We start from the raw sequence: 18,362 nt of genomic DNA, 5'->3' as shown, positions 1-18,362 counted from the left end.
CCTCCGACATGGATCCGGGTGACCTCCGACCGGGTTTCGGCTAACAGACCGTGACGTCCGGGACGCCGGTCAGGTGCGCCTTCGGCAGGTACTTGTCGGCGGCGATCCGGAACCAGACGTCCGACGCGCCCCCGGTGCCCGCGACCGGCTCGCCGGTCACCGCGCACTCGATCGCGACCTGCGCGTGGTCGGCCGCCAGGCCGGCCTGGGGCGCGGCCGACGACGGGCCGCCCCGGACGTCGACCGGGCCGCCAGCGGTGCTCACGTAACCCGTCGGGCCGGAACCGGTCCACAGGTAGGTGACGGTCACCCACGCGTTGTCGGCGAGGCCGAGGCCGTCCCAGAACGTGCCGTCGGCCAGGTCGATGCCCGCCGGGTTGGCGACCCGGCGGCCGAACTGGTCCTTGCCGCCGTTGTAGGCGTCCTGGTAAGCGGCCTGCGCCTGGGGCTTGCCCTGCGGGACGTCCTGCCACATCTCGCGGACGTCCGGCGGATTCCAGTGGTCGTCCCTGGTGTTCCACGGGCCGACGTCCCACACCGGGGCCCACTCGCAGCGGCCGTTGTCGGCGCACACCTGGACGCTGTACGTGCCGTTGTCCTTCGTGGACAGGCCGCGCCGGGACGGCAGCGCCGTGAAGTGGTCGCGGTCGACGATCACGTGGCCGTTCGCGGTGGTGCCGCCCACCAGGCCCTCGCGGGTGGCGAAGATGCGGAACGCCCGGCCGCCGGCCTCGACCGGGGACAGCCTGGTCGACGCGGTGGTGGACGGGGTCAGCGCGACCTCGTGCACGGTGGGGCCGCGATCGGCGGCGGTGAGGTTCAGCCGGACCTGGACGGTGCGGACGGCGGCGGGCAGCACGGCCGGCGCGTCCGGGCCCGCCTCGACCCACTCGGTCCAGCGGTCGCCGCCCAGCGCGCCGCGCACGTCCACCGCGATCCCGCTGCCGTCCGGGACGTCACCGCGCACGGCGGCGGCGAAGGTGTTCGCGGGCGCGGCGAGGTCGTGCGGCGCGAGGTCGAGGAAGCCGGTGCGGAGCCCGGCGCGGGCGCTGGCCGGCGCCGGCGCGGAAGGGTCGAGCCGCACGGCGCGCCCGTCCGAGGTGACACCGACGTCGTCCGCGTCCACAATGGACAGATCGGCGCGCCACGAACCGCCCCCGGTGGCGACGGCCGGCGGTGCGGTGGACACGGTGGCGGAAGCCGTGGTCAGGGCGGCGGCCAAGGCCAGGGCTGTCCACACGTCGCGCCTGCGCATCGCAGCCCTCCTCGGCCGGACGGGCGAAGCGGAGGCACCGCTACCGGGCCGCCCGTACGGATGAGCTGAAGCCAAGCGCGGGAGTGGTTATCTGTCAACCAACAAGCTGCGCCGTGTGAGAAAAACTCACTCGATCGAGCGAGCCACCGACCTCCGATCCACCTTCCCGGGGCCCGTGGTCGGCAGTTCCGGCAGGAACACCACCCGCCTGGGCGCGGCCGACCGGCCCACCGCGTCCCGCACGGCGGCCGCGAGGGCCGCCGGGTCGGGCGGCGCGCCCGGCTCGGCGGGCACGACCGCCGCCACCACGACCTGCCCCCACTCGCGGTCCGGGACCCCCACCACGCACACCTCGTGCACGCCGGACTGCGCCGCGAGCACCCGCTCGACCTCGACCGGCGAGACGTTCTCGCCGCCGCTGATGATCACGTCGTCGGCCCGCCCGACCACCTCCAGCCGCCCGTCGTCGGCGAACCGCCCGAGATCGCCGGTCCGGAACCACTCGCCGAACGGCTCGCCGTGCTGGTAGCCGAGCGCCAGGACCGGGCCCGCGAGTTCGATCCGGTGGTCGGCGGTGAGGCGGACCCGGACGTCGTCGAGCGGGACGCCGTCGTAGACGCAGCCGCCCGAGGTCTCGCTCATGCCGTAGGTGGTGACGACCCGGACGCCGGCGTCGCGCGCGCGGGCCAGCAGCGAGGGCGGCGCGGCGGCCCCGCCGATCAGGACCGCGTCGAACTCGCGGACCGCCGCCAGCCCCGGCCCCTCGGTCGCGACCAACCGGGCGAGCTGGGTCGGGACGAGGGCGGTGTAGTGCGGGCCGGGACGTGCGAGGACCGGCCGGGCGGCGGTCGCGAACCCGGACGCCCGGAACCCGGTGGACAGGTCCACCACCCCCGGCTCGGTCCCCGCGACCAGGGAGCGGACCAGGACTTGGAGGCCGGCGATGTGGGTGGTGGGCAACGCGAGCAGCCAGGTGCCCGGCCCGCCGAGCCGGGCGTGCGTCGACTCCGCCGACGCGATCAGCGCGGCCGCCGAGAGCAGCACCACCTTGGGCTCGCCGGTCGACCCGGACGTCCCGACGGCCAGCGCCGCCCCGGCCTCCCACCCCCGCAGGACCCCCGGCTCCCGCCCGCCGGGCAGCGAAGCGCCGACCACCCGCGCCTCGCCGGCACCCACCGCCCGCGGCCCGGGAGCGGGCGGAGACGAGCCCGCCGCCGGCTCGCCGGAGCTGCCGGTGCCGCCACCGAGGCCAATGCCGGTGCCGGTGCCGGTGTCCGCGCCGGTGCCGGGACCGACCGCGCTGCCGCCGTTGATCGTTGCGCCGCCCGCAGGGGCGCTGCCCGCCGCGTGATCGACGGTGGTCGCGCTGGTGTCGGACGTGCTGCTGCCGGCCACGTGACCAGCGGCGGCGGCGTCGGCGGCGTCGGCTGGGGACGGGCGGGTCAGGGCGGCTTTGAGGGCGGCCAGGGTCTCGTGGGGGGTGGGAGTCGTGGTCATGGGGGGCTCGACAGGGTCAGTAGTGGTAGGGGTACGGGGACCAGTCGGGGTCGCGTTTTTCCAGGAAGGCGTCCCGGCCTTCCACCGCCTCGTCGGTCATGTAGGCGAGGCGGGTGGTTTCGCCGGCGAACAGCTGCTGGCCCACGAGGCCGTCGTCGATGAGGTTGAACGCGTACTTCAGCATCCGCTGGGCGGTCGGGGACTTGCCGTTGATCTCCTTCGCCCACTGGAGGGCGGTCGCCTCCAGCTCGGCGTGCGGGACCACGGCGTTCACCGCGCCCATGGCGTGCATTTCCGCCGCGCTGTACGTCCGGCCCAGGAAGAAGATCTCGCGCGCGAACTTCTGGCCCACCTGCCGTGCCAGGTACGCCGAGCCGTAGCCGCCGTCGAAGCTGCCCACGTCGGCGTCGGTCTGCTTGAACCTCGCGTGCTCCTCGCCGGCCAGCGTGAGGTCGCACACCACGTGCAGGCTGTGCCCGCCGCCCGCCGCCCACCCCGGGACGACCGCGATCACCACCTTCGGCATGAACCGGATCAGGCGTTGGCACTCCAGGATGTGCAGCCGGCCGGCCCGCGCCGGGTCGACCGTCTCGGCGGTCTCGCCCGAGGCGTACTGGTACCCGCTGCGGCCCCGGATGCGCTGGTCGCCGCCCGAGCAGAACGCCCACCCGCCGTCCTTCGCGGACGGGCCGTTGCCGGTCAGCAGGACGCAGCCGACGTCCGGGCTCATCCGGGCGTGGTCCAGCGCCCGGTACAGCTCGTCCACGGTGTGCGGGCGGAACGCGTTGCGCACCTCAGGGCGGTCGAACGCGATGCGCACCGTCCCCTGGTCCACCGCGCGGTGGTAGGTGATGTCGGTGAAGTCGAAGCCCTCGACCTGCTTCCAGCGGGCGGGGTCGAACAGCTCGGAGACGCCTTGATCTGCCACGGCACGGACAATATGCCCGTGCCGAAGCTGAGAACGGCGCAGCCCGCCCGGTGGTCGGGACGTGGTGTTTACGCAGTGTGATGCCCATGTGTCCATGATCCGAACTGGTGTTCGACTCAGCAAGGGGAATCACCTGTTCGTGGACTAGGCGACAATGTCCGGGTGAACCCGTCCACCGCGCAGGCCAGGGTGCTCGTCGACGAGCTCCTCCGCAACGACGTCCGGCACGTCGTGCTGAGCCCCGGATCGCGCAACGCTCCGCTGTCGTTCGCCCTGGCCGAGGCCGCGGCGGCCGGACGGCTCACCCTGCACGTCCGGATCGACGAGCGGACCGCCGGCTTCCTGGCCCTGGGCCTGGCCCGGGGCAGCGGCGAGGTCACCGCGGTCACCTGCACCTCCGGCACCGCCGTGGCCAACCTCCACCCGGCCGTGCTGGAGGCCCGGCACGCCAAGGTCCCGCTGATCGCGCTCACCGGCGACCGCCCGGTCGAGCTGTACCGGACCGGCGCGAGCCAGACCGTGGACCAGCAGCGGGTGTTCGGCATCGACACCCTCCAGTTCCCGATCGCCGAGCGCCGCACCGGCCAGAACGGCCTGTGGCGCTCCTTGGTCTGCCGTGCCGTCGCGGACGCCCGCGAGCACGGCCCGGTGCACGTCAACGTGCCCTTCCGGGAGCCGCTGGTGCCCGAAGCCGGCGAGTGGGTCGAGCCGCTGGACGGCCGCCCGTTCGACATGCCGTGGACCCGCGTGGCGACCCGCACCACGACGTCCCTGCACCCGGCCGACCACCTCGGCCCGCGCACGCTGGTCGTGGTCGGCGACACCGGCGAGGACATCACCGACCTGGCCGAACGCGCGGGCTGGCCGGTGATCGCCGAACCGACCGCGCACGGCCTGCGGCACGGTACGTTGCTGCTCAACGCGGGCGAGCTGCCCGCCGAGCTGAAACCGGACGCCGTGGTGGTGGTGGGCCGCCCCACGCTGTCCCGCGGCGTCATGAAGCTCATAGCTGCCACGAACGTGGTGCACGTGCTGTCCGACAACCCGGAGTGGCCGGATCCGCAGTTCGCCGCCACGCACACGTCCACCGGTCTGGTGCTGGGCGAGCACGAGGTGGACGACGGCTGGCTCACCGCGTGGCAGCACGCCGACAAGGCCGCCGCCGACGTGGTGGACGAGCTGCTCGCCAAGCAGCCGTGGCCGACCGGGCTCCAGGTCGCGCGCGACCTGGTGGCGAACCTGCCGGTGGGCGCGACCCTGTTCCTGGGTTCGTCCAACCCGGTGCGCGACGTCGACCTGGTGGCCGCGCCCCGCCCCGACGTCCGGGTGCACGCGAACCGGGGCGTGGCGGGCATCGACGGCAGCGTCTCCACGGCGGCCGGCATCGCGCTGACCGAGGGCCACGCGTTCGCGCTGGTCGGCGACCTGACCTTCCTGCACGACGCGAACGGCCTGCTGATCGGCCCGGACGAGCCGCGCCCGGACCTGACCGTGGTGGTGCTCAACGACGACGGCGGCGGCATCTTCACCCTGTTGGAACAGGGCGCGCCGGAACACGCGGACACGTTCGAACGGGTATTCGGCACACCGCACGGCACCGACCTGGCCGCGTTGTGCGCCGCCTACCACGTGCCGCACGAACTGATCGGGAACGCCGACCAGATGAGACGGGCGCTCACCGCGCCGAACGGAATCAAGGTGCTGGAAATTCGGGCGGAACGTGCCGAATTGCGTGATCTCCATGCCCGCCTGAAGCTCGCCGTGTCAACCGCATTCCAGTAATCAGGAACCTACGGACGGGGGTACAGCGGCACCCCGGGACGTGGCAGCTTCGCCCCATGTCCCTCAGAGCGAAGCTCATGCTAGGCACGGCCACGGCGGCTTCCCTGCTGCTGCTGGCCGGCACCGCCTCCGCCGCGGAACCGGGCGCATCGGGCATCGGCGACCCGTACTACCCGAATGCGGGCAACGGTGGTTACGACGTTTCCCACTACGACATCCGGCTCAACTACACGCCGTCGAACGACAACCTCGCCGGCACCACGACGATCCTCGCGAAAACGACCCAGGACATCACCCGGTTCAACCTGGACTTCCTGCTCAAGGTGAGTTCCATCCGGGTGAACAACAAAGTCGCCGCGTTCTCCCAGCAGGGTGGCGAACTGGTCGTCGACCCCCGGGGCAGCCTCCGCAAAGGCACCGACCTGACGATCGTCGTCACCTATTCGGACGTGCCGTCGAGCCATTCGGTGGACGGCTTCACGGCGTGGAAGCGCACCGCCGACGGCGCTCTGGCGATCAACGAGCCCGACGTCGCGCCGTGGTGGTTCCCGAGCAACAACCACCCGCGCGACAAGGCCACCTACGACGTCTCGCTGTCCGTGCCGGACGGCCTGGAAGTGCTGTCCAACGGCCAGTTCCTGGGCACCACCAAGCTGATCAACGGCCGGACGTGGTGGCGGTGGCGCAGCCTGCAGCCGCAGGCCAGCTACCTGGCGTTCGTCGCGATCGGCCAGTTCGACATCCGCCAGTCCAGCTCGCCGGGCGGCCGCCCGGTGGTCAACGCCTACTCGCCGAACCTGGGCGCCGACGACGCGGCCGCGAAGGCCAGCATCGAGCGCACCTCCGAGGTGGTCGAGTTCCTGGAGGAGAACTTCGGGCCGTACCCGTTCGAGGCGGAGGGCGGTGTCGTGGTGGCGCCGGGCCTGCTGGGCTTCGCGCTGGAGAACCAGACCCGCTCGACCTACGACCCGGCGTTCTTCCGCCGCGGCGCGAACACCTACGTCGTGGCGCACGAGAACGGCCACCAGTGGTTCGGCGACTCGGTGTCGGTGCACAACTGGCGCGACATCTGGCTGAACGAGGGCTTCGCGAGCTACGCCGAGTTCCTCTGGTCGGAGCACGTCGGCGAGGGCACCGCGCAGGAGAACGCCCAGTACACCTACGACCTGTACCCGGCGGACAGCCCGTTCTGGCAGGTCCTGCCCGGTGAGCCGGGCGTGGACCACCAGTTCGACGGCGCGGTCTACGACCGGGGCGCGCTGGCCGTGCACGCGCTGCGGGTCGCGGTCGGCGACGACACGTTCTTCAAGATCCTGAAGAAGTGGACGCAGACCAAGCGCTACGGCGACGCGACCATCGAGGAGTTCATCGCGCTGGCCGAGCGGGTGTCGGGCAAGCAGCTGGACGACCTGTTCAAGACCTGGCTGTTCACCAAGGGCAAGCCGGCCGCGGCACCGGGCGGCACCGCGCTGACCGCCGCGTCGGTGGCCGAGCCGAAGTCGTTCCAGAAGATCCGCGAGACGCACGTCCTGCTCGACCGCTCGAAGCACTGACCCTTCCGGGTACACACTTTCGAGTGGACGTGCCTGCGCGCGGGCACGACCCGAAAGAGTTACTTGAGTGCCGAGGCCGTCTCCCGCGTGGAGGCGGCCTCGGTCACGCTCAGCCGTCCTGGCCGATCCCGTCCACGACCCGGACGGTGACGGCGGTGCCCCGGCGAGGTATCGCGCAGTTGCCGGGCGTGGGCGTCGAACAGCTTCGGCGACGAGGGGCCGTGACCGTCACATGCCTTCGAGCGCCTCGCGGAACGGGCGCATCTTGGCGTGCGCCTCGCGCACCTCGGAGTCGGGGTCGGAGTCGGCGACCAGGCCGCAGCCGGCGAACAGCCGCGCGGTGCGGCCCTCGACCCGCGCGCACCGCAGCGCCACGCCCAGCTCGCCGTCGCCGTTGGCGTCGATCCAGCCGACCGGGCCCGCGTACCGGCCCCGGTCCATGCCCTCCAGCTCCTCGATCACGGCGATCGCGTCCGCGCGGGGCGTGCCGCCGACCGCGGCCGTGGGGTGCAGGGCCGCGCCCAGCGCGAGCAGCGACGGGGTGCCGTTCAGCGTGCCGATCACGTCGCTGGACAGGTGCGAGACGTTCGGCAGGCGCAGCACGGACGGGCCTTCGACGGACATCGTCGCGCAGAACGGCCGCAGCGTCTGGGTCAGCGACGCCACCGCGTACTCGTGCTCCTCGCGGTTCTTGCCCGACGACAGCAGCGCGGCGGCCAGGGCGTCGTCGGACATGCCGTCGTGCGGCCACGTCGTGCCTGCCAGCACCCGCGAGTCGACCACCCGGCCGGACCGGCGCAGCAGCAGTTCGGGGGTCGCGCCGATCAGGCCGTCCACCGCGTACACCCAGCACTCGGGGTAGCGCCGGGCCAGGCCCTCCAGCACGTACCGGTGGTCGATCGGCTCGTCGGCGACGGCCCGCAGGTCGTGCGCGAGGACGACCTTGTCCAGCTCGCCGGCGCGCATCCGGGCCACCGCCGCGCGGACCGCCTCCCGGTAGGCCGGCACCGACAGCTCGCCGTCGGAGTACCGCACGGTCTTGGGCGGGCGGATCGGCCGCACCTCGGTGGCCGCGCGGTCGCCCACGGTGGTCAGCCACGCGTCGCCGTTGCGGACGCCCACCACGACCTCGGGCACGACCAGCACCGAGTGGCCGGGCCGGTCGGCGAAGGCCATCGAGACGAACGCCACGGGCCCGCTGCCCGGTACGTCGAGGTCGTCGGTCACGTCGAGGGTCGAGGTGAAGTCCCGCCACCACCGGTCGGCCTCGGCGAACCGGTCCGGCCCGGACACCTCGAACCGGGCCGCCTCACCCCAGCCGACCAGGCCGGACCCGTCGCGCACCCAGGCCAGCGCGCCGGTCGGCGCGGGCAGCCTGCCGAGCAGGCGGGTGTCGGTGGCGCGCCCGGTGCGCACGCGCAGCCGGTGCCGGGTCCGGGAGGCGGGAGCTGAGGTCACGAGGTCGAGGGTATGGACTCGTGGCTGAGATCCCCCGTCGGGCCGGCCCTAGACTCACCGGTTGTGGCGGACAACGCAGTGCGGGTCGGCGGTCGACGGAAGGTCAGGCTGCTGGCCAGGGCGCTGCTGGTGCTCGGCGGGATCGTGACGCTGATCGGGGTGGTCCTGCTGGCCGCGTGCCTGAAGGACGACCTGACGATCGAGAAGCGGCTGGGCAAGGCGACCGCCGAGGTGGTGTCGGTGGACTTCCAGCGCACGGTGGTGCGCTTCGCGACGCCGGACGGCGCGGTGCACAGCCCGGAGCAGGGCGTGCTGTACCCGGCGGGGCTGGAGCCCGGCCAGCTGGTCCGGATCGAGTACGACACCGCCGACCCGGAGCTGGCGCGGGTCGCCGAGCGCACCTGGACGCTGGCCATCCTGCCGATCTCGACGTTCCTGCTCGCCGTGTGGGCGGTGCTGTTGCCGCTGGTCTGGTGGGTACGCCGGCGCTTGTGACACTTGTTCCCGAAAACCGTCTCCAGGTGTAACATCGGTCGCATGGACCTGGAGGCGGAGTTCGAGCGCACCGTGGCGGCGGAACACCGCGTCGAGCCGCGCGACTGGATGCCCGACGGCTACCGCAGGACGCTGATCCGGCAGATCGCGCAGCACGCGCACTCCGAGATCATCGGCATGCAGCCGGAGGGGAACTGGATCAGCCGCGCGCCCTCGCTGCGCCGCAAGGCGATCCTGCTGGCCAAGGTCCAGGACGAAGCCGGCCACGGCCTCTACCTGTACGCCGCGACCGAGACGCTGGGCGCGGACCGCGGCGACCTCACCGAGAAGCTCATCGAAGGCCGCCAGAAGTACTCGTCGATCTTCAACTACCCGACGCTGTCCTACGCCGACGTCGGCACCATCGGCTGGCTCGTGGACGGCGCGGCGATCTGCAACCAGGTGCCGCTGTGCCGCACCTCTTACGGCCCATACGCGCGCGCCATGATCCGCATCTGCAAGGAGGAGTCGTTCCACCAGCGTCAGGGCTACGAACTGCTGATGACCATGATGAGCGGCACGGACGCGCAGCGCGCCATGGTGCAGGAGTCCGTGGACCGGTTCTGGTGGCCGTCGCTGATGATGTTTGGCCCGCCGGACGCGGAGAGCGCCAACACCGAGCAGTCCATGGCGTGGCGGATCAAGCGCAACACCAACGACGAGCTGCGCCAGAAGTTCGTGGACATGACCGTGCCGCAGGCCGAGAAGCTCGGCGTCACGCTGCCCGACCCGGAGCTGGCATGGAACGCCGAACGCGGCCACCACGACTTCGGCCGGCCCGACTGGGACGAGTTCTGGCAGGTCGTCGGCGGCAACGGGCCGACCAACGCGCAGCGCGTCGCACACCGGCGCAAGGCGCACGAAGACGGTGAATGGGTGCGTGCGGCAGCCGCCGCGCACGCCGCGAAGCGCGCCGACAGGGCTCGGGTCAAGGAGGGTGCGGCGTGAGTTCTTCCTGGCCGCTGTGGGAAGTGTTCGTGCGCGGCAAGCGCGGGCTCAACCACGTGCACGTCGGTTCGCTGCACGCCCCGGACGCGGAGATGGCCGTGCGCAACGCGCGTGACGTCTACACGCGCCGCAACGAAGGCGTGTCGATCTGGGTGGTGCCCGCTGCGGCGATCACCGCCTCCTCGCCGGACGAGAAGGACCCGTTCTTCGAGCCCAGCGGCGACAAGGTCTACCGGCACCCGACGTTCTACGCGATCCCCGAGGACGTGCCGCACCTATGAGCTTCGACAACGCCTACGAGTCGCTGGTCGACCACGAGGACGCGCACTGGGCGTTCGGCACCGGGTTCGCCGAGGCGCTGGCCGGCGTCGACCGCGCGATCCCGGCCGAGGTCGACCCGGACGACCTGTTCCGGTACTGCCTGATGCTCGGCGACGACGCCCTGGTGCTGTCCCAGCGGCTCGCCGAGTGGTGCTCGCGCGGGCCCGAGCTGGAAGAGGACGTGGCGCTCGCCAACATCGCCCTCGACCTGCTCGGACAGGCCCGGCTGCTGCTCACCCGGGCCGGCGAGGCCGAGGGCGCGGGCCGCGACGAGGACGCGCTGGCCTACCTGCGCGACGAACGCGACTTCCGCAACGCGCACCTCGCCGAGATCGAGTGCGGCCCGTTCGCGGGCGGCGACTTCGCCACCACGATGGCGCGGCTGCTGGTGTTCTCGTCGTGGAAGACCGCCCAGTACGCGCGGCTGCTCACCTTCGCCGACCCGGTGGTCGCCGCGATCGCCGCCAAGGGCCTCAAGGAACTCGCCTACCACCGCGACCACGCCGCCCAGTGGGTCGTGCGGCTCGGCGACGGCACCGCCGAATCGCACGAGCGGATGCGGGCCGGCGTGCTGCGCGTGTGGCCCTACCTGGACGAACTGTTCACCGCGCACCCCGTCGAGCTGCGCCTGGGCGTCGACCCGGCCGGGTTGCGGGCCGAGGTGGACCAGGTGCTCGACGCGGTGTTCGCCGCCGCCGGGCTCGACCGGCCCGAACCGGTGCCCGCCGCGCGGGTCGACGGGCGGGCCGGGCGCGACGGCGTGCACACCGAGGCCATGGGCTACCTGCTGGCCGAGATGCAGCACCTGCACCGCTCGCTGCCGGGTGCCACGTGGTGACCGTCGCCTCCCGGACCGCGCTCGACGTCGCGTCGCGGGTGCGGGACCCGGAACTGCCCGTGCTCACCCTCGCCGACCTGGGCGTGCTGCGCGACGTCGCGGTCGAGGACGGCCGGGTGCTGGTCACCATCACACCCACCTACTCGGGCTGCCCCGCCGTCGACGAGATGGGCGCCGACCTGCGCCGATCCCTTCACGAAGCGGGGTTCGCCGACGTCGAGGTGCGGCTGTCGCTCGCGCCCGCGTGGACCACCGACTGGATCACCGACGACGGCCGGCGCAAGCTCGCCGAAGCCGGCATCGCGCCGCCGTCCCGGATCGGGCCGCGCCCGGTCGGGCCGGTGCCGTTGCAGCTCACCCCGCCCCCGTCGCGGGTCGAGTGCCCGCGCTGCGGCTCGCCGCGCACGGTCGAGCTGTCCCGGTTCGGGTCCACCGCCTGCAAGGCGCTGCGGCGGTGCGCGGACTGCGCCGAGCCCTTCGAGCACATCAAGGAGATCTAGATGGCCCGGCCGGTGTTCCACAAGCTGACCGTGGCCGCCGTCGACCGGCTGTGCGACGACGCGGTCGCCGTCACGTTCGACGTGCCCGAGGAGTCCGCCGAGGCTTTCGCGTTCCGCGCGGGGCAGTACCTGACCTTGAAGATCGGCGAGGAACGCCGGTCGTACTCCATCTGCGCACCGGCCGGTGCCGCACCCCGGATCGGCGTCCGGCGGGTCGACGGCGGGCTGTTCTCCGAACACCTCGTGGACCGGCTGCAACGCGGTGACGTGCTCGAAGTCCTGCCGCCGCTGGGCAACTTCACGCCCGTCGCGGGCGCGCACCACGGGCTGGTCGTCGCCGGGTCGGGCATCACGCCCGCGCTGTCCATCGCTGCCACCGTGCTGGCGTCGGGCGCACGCGTCACCCTCCTGTACGGCAACCGGCGCGCGGACACCGTGATGTTCACCGAAGAACTGTCCGACCTGAAGGACCGCTACCCGGCGCGGTTCCAACTCGTGCACGTGCTGTCGCGCGAGCCACGGGACGTGGAGCTGTTCAGCGGCCGTTTGGACGGCGAGAAGCTCCGCGCGCTGTTCGACACCGTGGTGCCGTTCGACTCGATCGACCAGTGGTGGCTGTGCGGGCCTTACGGGCTCGTGCGCGACGCGCAGGACGTGCTGTCGTCACGGGGCGTGGACGCCTCGGCCGTGCACCACGAACTGTTCTACGTGGACGAGCCGCCGCCCCCGCCCCGCCGTGCCGAAGAGGTCCTGGAATCGGCAGCCGAGGGCACGGTGATCCTGGACGGCCGCACCACCACCGTGCCGCTGCCGCCCGACACGCCCATCCTCGACGCCGCCCAACGGGTGCGCTCCGACCTGCCGTTCGCCTGCAAGGGCGGGGTGTGCGGGACGTGCCGCGCGCTGGTCGTGTCCGGGCAGGTCGACATGCGCCGCAACTACGCCCTGGAACCCCGCGAAGTCGCCGCCGGCTTCGTCCTGACCTGCCAGTCCGTGCCCGTGACCCCCGCCGTGACGGTCGACTTCGACGCCTAGACGAGTAATGCGTAACTTGATCAGTGGTCGTAGGCGGTCAGGGATCGGGTGACGGGTTGGCCGGTGGCACGGTTGTGCCAGATGGCGGCGGTGAGGGCGAGGAGTCGTTGCGCGATCCGGACTCCGACGCCGTCGATGGTGCGTCCACCATGCTGTTCCAGGTTCAACTGTCCTTTGAGGGTGTCGTTGACCGACTCGATCAACTGGCGGACGGACTTGAGCAGGGGTTCGCCGGGGTGCGGGGTCCGGTTGCGGTAGGACGGCCGGATCAGCCGGACCCCGCGCTCGGAGAGGAACCGGTCGAGTTCGGCCGAGACGTAGCCCTTGTCCGCGACGATCAGCAGTCCCGGCCGGTCGGCGAGCAGTCGGGGTTCGTGGTCGCAGATCGCCATGAGCACCTGCCGCTCGTCGACCTTCGGGTCGGCCAACGCCCAGGCGACGGGCAGCCCCGCCGGGGTGCAGACCAGGTGCAGGCGCAGCCCCCAGAACCAGCGGGAGTGCGATCGGCAGTAGCCGTATTTCGCCCAGCCTGCCAGCTCCGAGCGTTTCACCGTGGGCCGGGACCGGCCGCATTCGACCGGGGTGGAGTCCACGATCCAGACCGGGTCGGTCCACAGGTCGGTGTCGGCGGCCAACCAGCGCGTCACCTGTTTGACCAGTGGTAACGCGGCGCGGAGGCGGCGGTTGTAGCCGGACTGGCCGGGCAGGTACCGGAACGCGCCGGGCATCCGGACGGGCAGGAACCGCAGCCAGCGGGCCTCGGAGGTGAACCCCAGGAGTGCCTGGGCCACCGCGAGGGTGACCAGCTCGGCATCGGTGAGCCGGGGTGGCCGTCCCCGGCGGGGCCTGCCGGCGAGGCGGTCGTCGATCTTGACGTAGAGTGCGGTCAGAAGGGTGTTCAGGTCTGTCGTCACAAACGGATCTTGAACACCCTTCGTCCGTCTCCGGACACCACCCCGGACTTACGCATTACTCGTCTAGCCCGGCGCATCTGGCACGATGGGTGCCATGGGGAGATCGGTGCTGACGGGCCTGATCATCGGCACCTTGTCGGTGGCGCTGTTCCTGGTGCTCGCGCTGAGCACCACCTCGACCGGCTCCTCCGGCGGATCCGCCCTCGCCAACGTGATCGCGGTGGGCATGGTGTCGCTGTTCGGCGGCGGCATCCCCGGCACGCTGATCGGCGTCGTCGTGGGCGTCGCCAAGACCCGCCGCACCCGCGCCCTCCCGCCGCCCGTGCTGATCCAACCGATGCTGCCGCCGCCACCCCCGCCGCCACCGGTCGGGCGGGACCGCTGGGCGGCCTCGGTCGGCCGCGCCGAACTGTCCGTGCGCCGGGTGTACGCGGTGGTCGAGACCGTGCCGCCGTCACCCGCCCGCGAGTGGATGGGCCGGATCGCCGGGCAGTTCGAAGCCGAACTGGGCAACGTCCGGCGCATCGCCGACCTCGGCCGGGCACTCGACGCCGACCAGAATCACCCGGTCGGGCAGCGCCTTCACGCGGCCGTGCGGGACTTCACCGCGTTCGAGGACCAGGTGGGCAGCGTCGCGCTGCGCATGGTGGACACCACGTCACTCGACTCGGCGCGCGTTCACCTGGAAGTGCTCGAACAGCAGCTGCCCCAACTGGGCAACAGCTAGCCCCGCGCTAGCGCACCATCGACGACTGCCACCACTCCAGGACCTCCTCGGCCACCTCCGGCATCGCCACCAGCAGCCCGTCGACCGGCAGCGACGCGTCCTCACCCCGCCGGTCCAGCACCGCCGCGCCCGACTCCACCGCCAGCGCCACCGCACCCGCCACGTCCCACTCGTGGTAGCTGTGCAGCACGGCCGCCGCCGCGTGCCCCAACGCCACCTGCGCCACCGCCAGCGCCTTCGACCCCAGCACCCGCACACCCGTCCCGGACACCGCCGCCCGCGAGATGAACTCGCCCATCCCCGGCCACGGGCCCGTCCGCGTCATCTCGGTGCACACGATCGAACTCACCGCCTGGCCGCCGAGCTTCACCGGCGTCCCGTTCGCCCGCATCCCGCGCCCCCGCGCCGCCGCGTAGATCTGCGCCCGGTACGGGTCCGCCACCACGCCCACCACCGGGCCCCAGCGGTCCACCAGCGCCAGGCTGTACGCGCACCACGGGACACCCGCCACGTAGTTCGCCGTGCCGTCCACCGGGTCCACCACCCAGCGGAACTCGGCGTCGGACGGCACGTCCAAGTCGGTGTCCTCGCAGAACACCGGGATGTCCGGGAACTCCGCGGTCAACACCCGCCGGGTGTGCCGCTCCAGAGTCCGATCGGTGTCGGTCACCCAGTCGAACGGGTAGGTGTCGTCGTCGGGCTGGGCACCGCGGCCCGCCGTCGCCATGATGACGTCCGACGCGTCGTTGGCGAGGCGGCCCGCTATCTCCAGCGCGATCGACACCAGTCCGGGATCGACGGGCTGAGTGGGCCGGGACGACAAGACGGTCATGCCGCACTAGTGTCACCGCTCCTGGTGACCGCGACACGTCCTCCAGGTGAAGCGATGACGATCTCCCGGGCAACGTCAACCGTGACGCGAGGAGTTCGACCTTCGTTCCTCGATCCGTCACGCCACCGTGTCCTTGGCAGCCCATGGTTCTCGGCGTGCGTGTAGCGATCGTCACCGAGAGCTTCCTGCCCCAGGTGAACGGGGTGACCAACTCCGTCCTGCGCGTGCTGGAACACCTGCGCGCGCACGGCCACCAAGCCCTGGTCGTCGCACCCGGAGCGGGCGCCGACCAGCACCACGGCACCCCCGTGGTGCGCGTCCCCGCCGTCGACCTGCCGCGGTTCAGCTCACTGCCGGTCGGCGTGCCGACCCGCAAGGTGCTGACCGCCCTGGCCGACTTCCGACCCGACGTCGTCCACCTGGCCAGCCCGTTCGTGATGGGCGCGCGCGGGGTGTCGGCCGCGCGCCGGCTCGGACTGCCCACGGTCGCCGTCTACCAGACCGACATCGCCGGATTCGCCGGCCACTACGGGCTCGGCCTGACCGCGCGCGCCGCGTGGCGGTGGACCCGACGCCTGCACAGCCAAGCCGACCGCACCCTCGCACCGTCGACGTGGGCCGTGGAAGCGCTGCGCGAACACGGCGTGCCACGCGTGCACCGGTGGGGGCGCGGGGTCGACGTCGAACTGTTCCACCCGTCACGCCGGGACGACGCCCTGCGGCGCTCGCTCGCCCCCGACGGGCAGGTGCTCGTCGGATACGTCGGCCGGCTCTCGCCGGAGAAGCAGGTCGACCGGCTGCGCGTGCTCAACGACGTGCCCGGGGTGCGGCTGGTCATCGTCGGAGAAGGCCCGGAGGAAGCCGCACTGCGGCGCGAACTGCCCGGCGCGGCGTTCCTCGGCTTCCGAGGCGGGGTCGAACTCGCGGAGGCGTACGCGTCACTCGACGTGTTCGTGCACACCGGCCCGCACGAAACCTTCTGCCAGGCCGTGCAGGAAGCACTGGCCAGCGGGGTGCCCGTCGTCGCACCCGACGCCGGCGGACCACGCGACCTCGTGCAACCCGACACCGGGTACCTGTTCGGCAACGACGACGAACTGCGCGCGGCCATTGTCGAACTGCGTGACCCGCTGCGGCGCAAGCGGCTCGGGAACGCCGCCCGGCGATGGGTGCGCGGGCGGACCTGGGCGGCCGTGTGCGACGAACTGCTCGGGCACTACGCCGCCGTGCTCGGCCTGCCGGAGCGGCGGGCGGCATGAAGCCCACGGGGCCGCGGTGAGGATCGTCCAACTGGCCAACTTCTACGGCCCGAGGTCCGGCGGCCTGCGCACCGCGCTGCACCACCTGGGAGCCGGGTACGCGGCGGCCGGCCACCACGTCACCCTGGTCGTGCCCGGCCGCCGGCACGCCGACGAACACCTGGCCCCGAACGTCCGCCGGATCACCCTCACCGCCGCAGGCATCCCCGGCACCGGCGGATACCGCGCCGTCGACCCGTGGCGGGTCCGCGCCCTGCTCGACCACCTGCGCCCCGACCGGCTGGAGGTCTCCGACCGGTTGACGCTGCGCGGCATGGGGCGCTGGGCGTCGGCGCGCGGCGTGCCGAGCGTGGTGATCTCGCACGAACGCCTGGACCGCCTGCTGGAGCAGTTCCTCCTGCCGAGCGGGTTGGCGGTGCGGGTCGCGGACTGGGCGAACCGCCGGATGGCCGCGTCGTACGACACGGTCGTGTGCACGACCGAGTTCGCCCGCCAGGAGTTCGACCGGATCGGGGCCCGGAACGTGCGCCGGGTGCCGCTGGGGGTGGACCTGAGGACGTTCACCCCGACCCGGCACGACCGGGGCCTGAAGGCGAGCCTGGCGGACGGGGCGGACGCGCTGCTCGTGCACTGCGGGCGGCTGTCGGCGGAGAAGCACGTGGAGCGCAGCGTCGACACGGCCGCCGAACTCCACGCCGCCGGGCACCGCGTGCGCCTGGTGATCGCCGGCGACGGACCCCGCCGGGAGGCGCTGGAGCGCAGGGCGGCGGGGCTGCCGGTCACGTTCCTGGGATTTGTGGGGCAGCGGACCGACGTGGCGAACCTCCTGGCGACGGCGGACGTCTCCCTCGCCCCGGGCCCGCACGAGACGTTCGGCCTGGCGGCGCTGGAGGCACTGGCGTCGGGTACGCCGGTCGTGGTGTCGGCGTCGTCGGCGTTGCGCGAGATCGTGCGCCCGGGGTGCGGAGCGGCGGTCCCCGACCACGCCCCGGCGTTCGCGGGAGCCGTCAACGCCCTCCTCGACGACCCCGAACCAACCCGCCGCTCAGCCGCCCGCGCCCGAGCCGAGGAATACCCGTGGCAGGCGGCCATCGACGGAATGCTCACCGCGCTCCGCATCCCCTGACCCAACGACACCCGCACGCAATCGCCGCCCTCCCGAGCCCTGTGTGAACAGGTCGTCGGGCAGGGGGTTTTCGCTGGTCAGGCCACCCTTCCCGGCAATGGGCGAGGACGGGGGTGAAGGGGTTGGTGGCGTCACTTAGGCTTTCGCCATGTCGCGCGCCGGTCTGGACAAGAACCCCCGCGAGGTCGCCGAGATGTTCGACGGCGTGGCCAAGGGCTACGACCGCACGAACTCCGTCATGACCTTGGGGTTCGACCGGCGCTGGCGGGAGTGGAGTCGGCGGGTGCTCGACGCCCGCGCCGGGGAGAAGGTGCTCGACCTCGCCGCCGGCACGGCCGTGTCCACGGTGGAGTACGCCGCTTCCGGCGCGTGGTGCGTGGCGGCGGACTTCTCGCTCGGCATGCTGCTCGGCGGGGCGCACCGGCCCGTGCCCAAGGTGGCCGCCGACGCCTTGCACCTCCCGTTCGCCGACGACTCCTTCGACGCCGTCACCGTCTCCTTCGGCATCCGGAACTTCAGCGACACCGAGGCGGCGCTGCGGGAGATGGCCCGGGTGGTCCGGCCCGGTGGCCGGTTGGTGATCTGCGAGGTGTCCACGCCGACGTTCCGGCCTTTCCGGTTCGTCTACATGCGCTACCTGCTGAAGATCCTGCCGTTCATCGCGCGGTTCGTCTCCTCCAACCCCGACGCCTACAAGTACCTCGCCGAGTCCATGCGCACGTGGCCCGACCAGCGCGCCCTCGGCGAGATCATCGCCCGCGCCGGCTGGGACGACATCGCCTGGCTGAACCTGACCGGCGGGATGGTCGCGCTGCACCGGGCCGTGAAGCCGGAAGCCGCGGTCGAGGGCTGAGT

General features: G+C 72.4%; 18 protein-coding genes. 12 read left to right on the top strand and 6 right to left on the bottom strand.

The genetic code is table 11. The features are described from left to right. Positions 1–40 precede the first annotated feature (40 nt). The 3 genes from AC0HI0_RS32205 to AC0HI0_RS32195 all read right to left on the bottom strand — a co-directional run bounded on the left by AC0HI0_RS32205 (position 41) and on the right by AC0HI0_RS32195 (position 3,680). Entirely contained in the window at positions 41–1,255 is a 1,215-nt protein-coding gene (locus AC0HI0_RS32205) for a hypothetical protein (protein WP_480927238.1), read from the bottom strand. A 126-nt stretch (positions 1,256–1,381) separates the two neighbouring features. Continuing rightward, positions 1,382–2,752 carry an o-succinylbenzoate--CoA ligase gene (gene menE / locus AC0HI0_RS32200; protein ID WP_480927237.1) on the bottom strand — a complete coding sequence of 457 codons (1,371 nt, stop codon included), beginning with the start codon at positions 2,750–2,752 and terminating at the stop codon, positions 1,382–1,384. A gap of 16 nt (positions 2,753–2,768) precedes the next feature. After that, on the bottom strand, positions 2,769–3,680 hold the full coding sequence (locus tag AC0HI0_RS32195; protein WP_480927236.1) for a 1,4-dihydroxy-2-naphthoyl-CoA synthase: 912 nt from the start codon (positions 3,678–3,680) through the stop codon (positions 2,769–2,771). Positions 3,681–3,842: 162 nt separating this feature from the next. On the opposite strand from AC0HI0_RS32195, the gene menD reads away from it, so the two are divergent. After that, positions 3,843–5,462 (top strand): 2-succinyl-5-enolpyruvyl-6-hydroxy-3-cyclohexene-1-carboxylic-acid synthase, encoded by a 1,620-nt coding sequence (menD, locus tag AC0HI0_RS32190; RefSeq protein ID WP_480927235.1) that lies wholly within the window; start codon positions 3,843–3,845, stop codon positions 5,460–5,462. A 56-nt stretch (positions 5,463–5,518) separates the two neighbouring features. Beyond that, complete coding sequence (locus AC0HI0_RS32185) at positions 5,519–7,015, top strand: M1 family metallopeptidase (protein ID WP_480927234.1); 1,497 nt, start codon at positions 5,519–5,521, stop codon at positions 7,013–7,015. Positions 7,016–7,243: 228 nt separating this feature from the next. Here the strand turns inward: AC0HI0_RS32185 and AC0HI0_RS32180 are convergent, their stop codons facing one another. After that, positions 7,244–8,473, bottom strand: coding sequence for an isochorismate synthase (locus AC0HI0_RS32180; protein ID WP_480927233.1), 1,230 nt, complete (start codon positions 8,471–8,473; stop codon positions 7,244–7,246). 12 nt (positions 8,474–8,485) lie between these two features. Here AC0HI0_RS32180 and AC0HI0_RS32175 point away from each other — a divergent pair, with 12 nt between their 5' ends. From AC0HI0_RS32175 to paaE, 6 genes are read left to right on the top strand one after another with little or no spacing between them, the layout of a single operon-like run. Continuing rightward, on the top strand, positions 8,486–8,968 hold the full coding sequence (locus AC0HI0_RS32175) for a DUF3592 domain-containing protein (protein ID WP_480927232.1): 483 nt from the start codon (positions 8,486–8,488) through the stop codon (positions 8,966–8,968). A 42-nt stretch (positions 8,969–9,010) separates the two neighbouring features. Continuing rightward, the gene (paaA, locus tag AC0HI0_RS32170; protein ID WP_480927231.1) at positions 9,011–9,955 is read left to right on the top strand and encodes a 1,2-phenylacetyl-CoA epoxidase subunit PaaA; all 945 of its coding nucleotides are present in this window, start codon (positions 9,011–9,013) and stop codon (positions 9,953–9,955) included. Further along, positions 9,952–10,236 carry a 1,2-phenylacetyl-CoA epoxidase subunit PaaB gene (gene paaB, locus AC0HI0_RS32165; RefSeq protein ID WP_447004590.1) on the top strand — a complete coding sequence of 95 codons (285 nt, stop codon included), beginning with the start codon at positions 9,952–9,954 and terminating at the stop codon, positions 10,234–10,236. The genes paaA and paaB overlap by 4 nt, the downstream gene beginning before the upstream one ends. Then, positions 10,233–11,114, top strand: coding sequence for a 1,2-phenylacetyl-CoA epoxidase subunit PaaC (gene paaC, locus AC0HI0_RS32160; RefSeq protein WP_480927230.1), 882 nt, complete (start codon positions 10,233–10,235; stop codon positions 11,112–11,114). Before paaB ends, paaC begins: the two co-directional genes overlap by 4 nt. Then, positions 11,111–11,614 (top strand): 1,2-phenylacetyl-CoA epoxidase subunit PaaD, encoded by a 504-nt coding sequence (paaD, locus tag AC0HI0_RS32155; protein WP_480927229.1) that lies wholly within the window; start codon positions 11,111–11,113, stop codon positions 11,612–11,614. The genes paaC and paaD overlap by 4 nt, the downstream gene beginning before the upstream one ends. Then, a complete protein-coding gene (gene paaE / locus AC0HI0_RS32150) occupies positions 11,615–12,649 on the top strand; it encodes a 1,2-phenylacetyl-CoA epoxidase subunit PaaE (RefSeq protein ID WP_480927228.1) in 1,035 nt (344 codons plus the stop codon). Between the two features lie 20 nt (positions 12,650–12,669). Here the strand turns inward: paaE and AC0HI0_RS32145 are convergent, their stop codons facing one another. Beyond that, positions 12,670–13,563, bottom strand: a complete 894-nt coding sequence (locus AC0HI0_RS32145) for an IS982 family transposase (protein WP_480927227.1) — start codon at positions 13,561–13,563, stop codon at positions 12,670–12,672. Positions 13,564–13,657: 94 nt separating this feature from the next. On the opposite strand from AC0HI0_RS32145, the gene AC0HI0_RS32140 reads away from it, so the two are divergent. Further along, entirely contained in the window at positions 13,658–14,290 is a 633-nt protein-coding gene (locus AC0HI0_RS32140; RefSeq protein WP_480927226.1) for a hypothetical protein, read from the top strand. A 7-nt stretch (positions 14,291–14,297) separates the two neighbouring features. On the opposite strand, the gene AC0HI0_RS32135 is transcribed toward AC0HI0_RS32140, so the two are convergent. Next, positions 14,298–15,122 (bottom strand): inositol monophosphatase family protein, encoded by an 825-nt coding sequence (locus AC0HI0_RS32135; protein ID WP_480927225.1) that lies wholly within the window; start codon positions 15,120–15,122, stop codon positions 14,298–14,300. Positions 15,123–15,277: 155 nt separating this feature from the next. On the opposite strand from AC0HI0_RS32135, the gene AC0HI0_RS32130 reads away from it, so the two are divergent. The 3 genes from AC0HI0_RS32130 (at position 15,278) to AC0HI0_RS32120 (ending at position 18,360) form a co-directional block, all read left to right on the top strand. Further along, positions 15,278–16,381 carry a glycosyltransferase family 4 protein gene (locus AC0HI0_RS32130; protein ID WP_480927224.1) on the top strand — a complete coding sequence of 368 codons (1,104 nt, stop codon included), beginning with the start codon at positions 15,278–15,280 and terminating at the stop codon, positions 16,379–16,381. Positions 16,382–16,397: 16 nt separating this feature from the next. After that, positions 16,398–17,507 (top strand): glycosyltransferase, encoded by a 1,110-nt coding sequence (locus AC0HI0_RS32125; RefSeq protein WP_480927223.1) that lies wholly within the window; start codon positions 16,398–16,400, stop codon positions 17,505–17,507. Positions 17,508–17,655: 148 nt separating this feature from the next. Continuing rightward, positions 17,656–18,360, top strand: a complete 705-nt coding sequence (locus tag AC0HI0_RS32120; RefSeq protein ID WP_480927222.1) for a demethylmenaquinone methyltransferase — start codon at positions 17,656–17,658, stop codon at positions 18,358–18,360. The last annotated feature ends 2 nt before the right edge of the window (positions 18,361–18,362 follow it).

It is taken from the genome of Saccharothrix sp. NBAS 001 (genome assembly GCF_056640475.1).
This window is presented reverse-complemented; position numbering and strand designations above follow the sequence as displayed.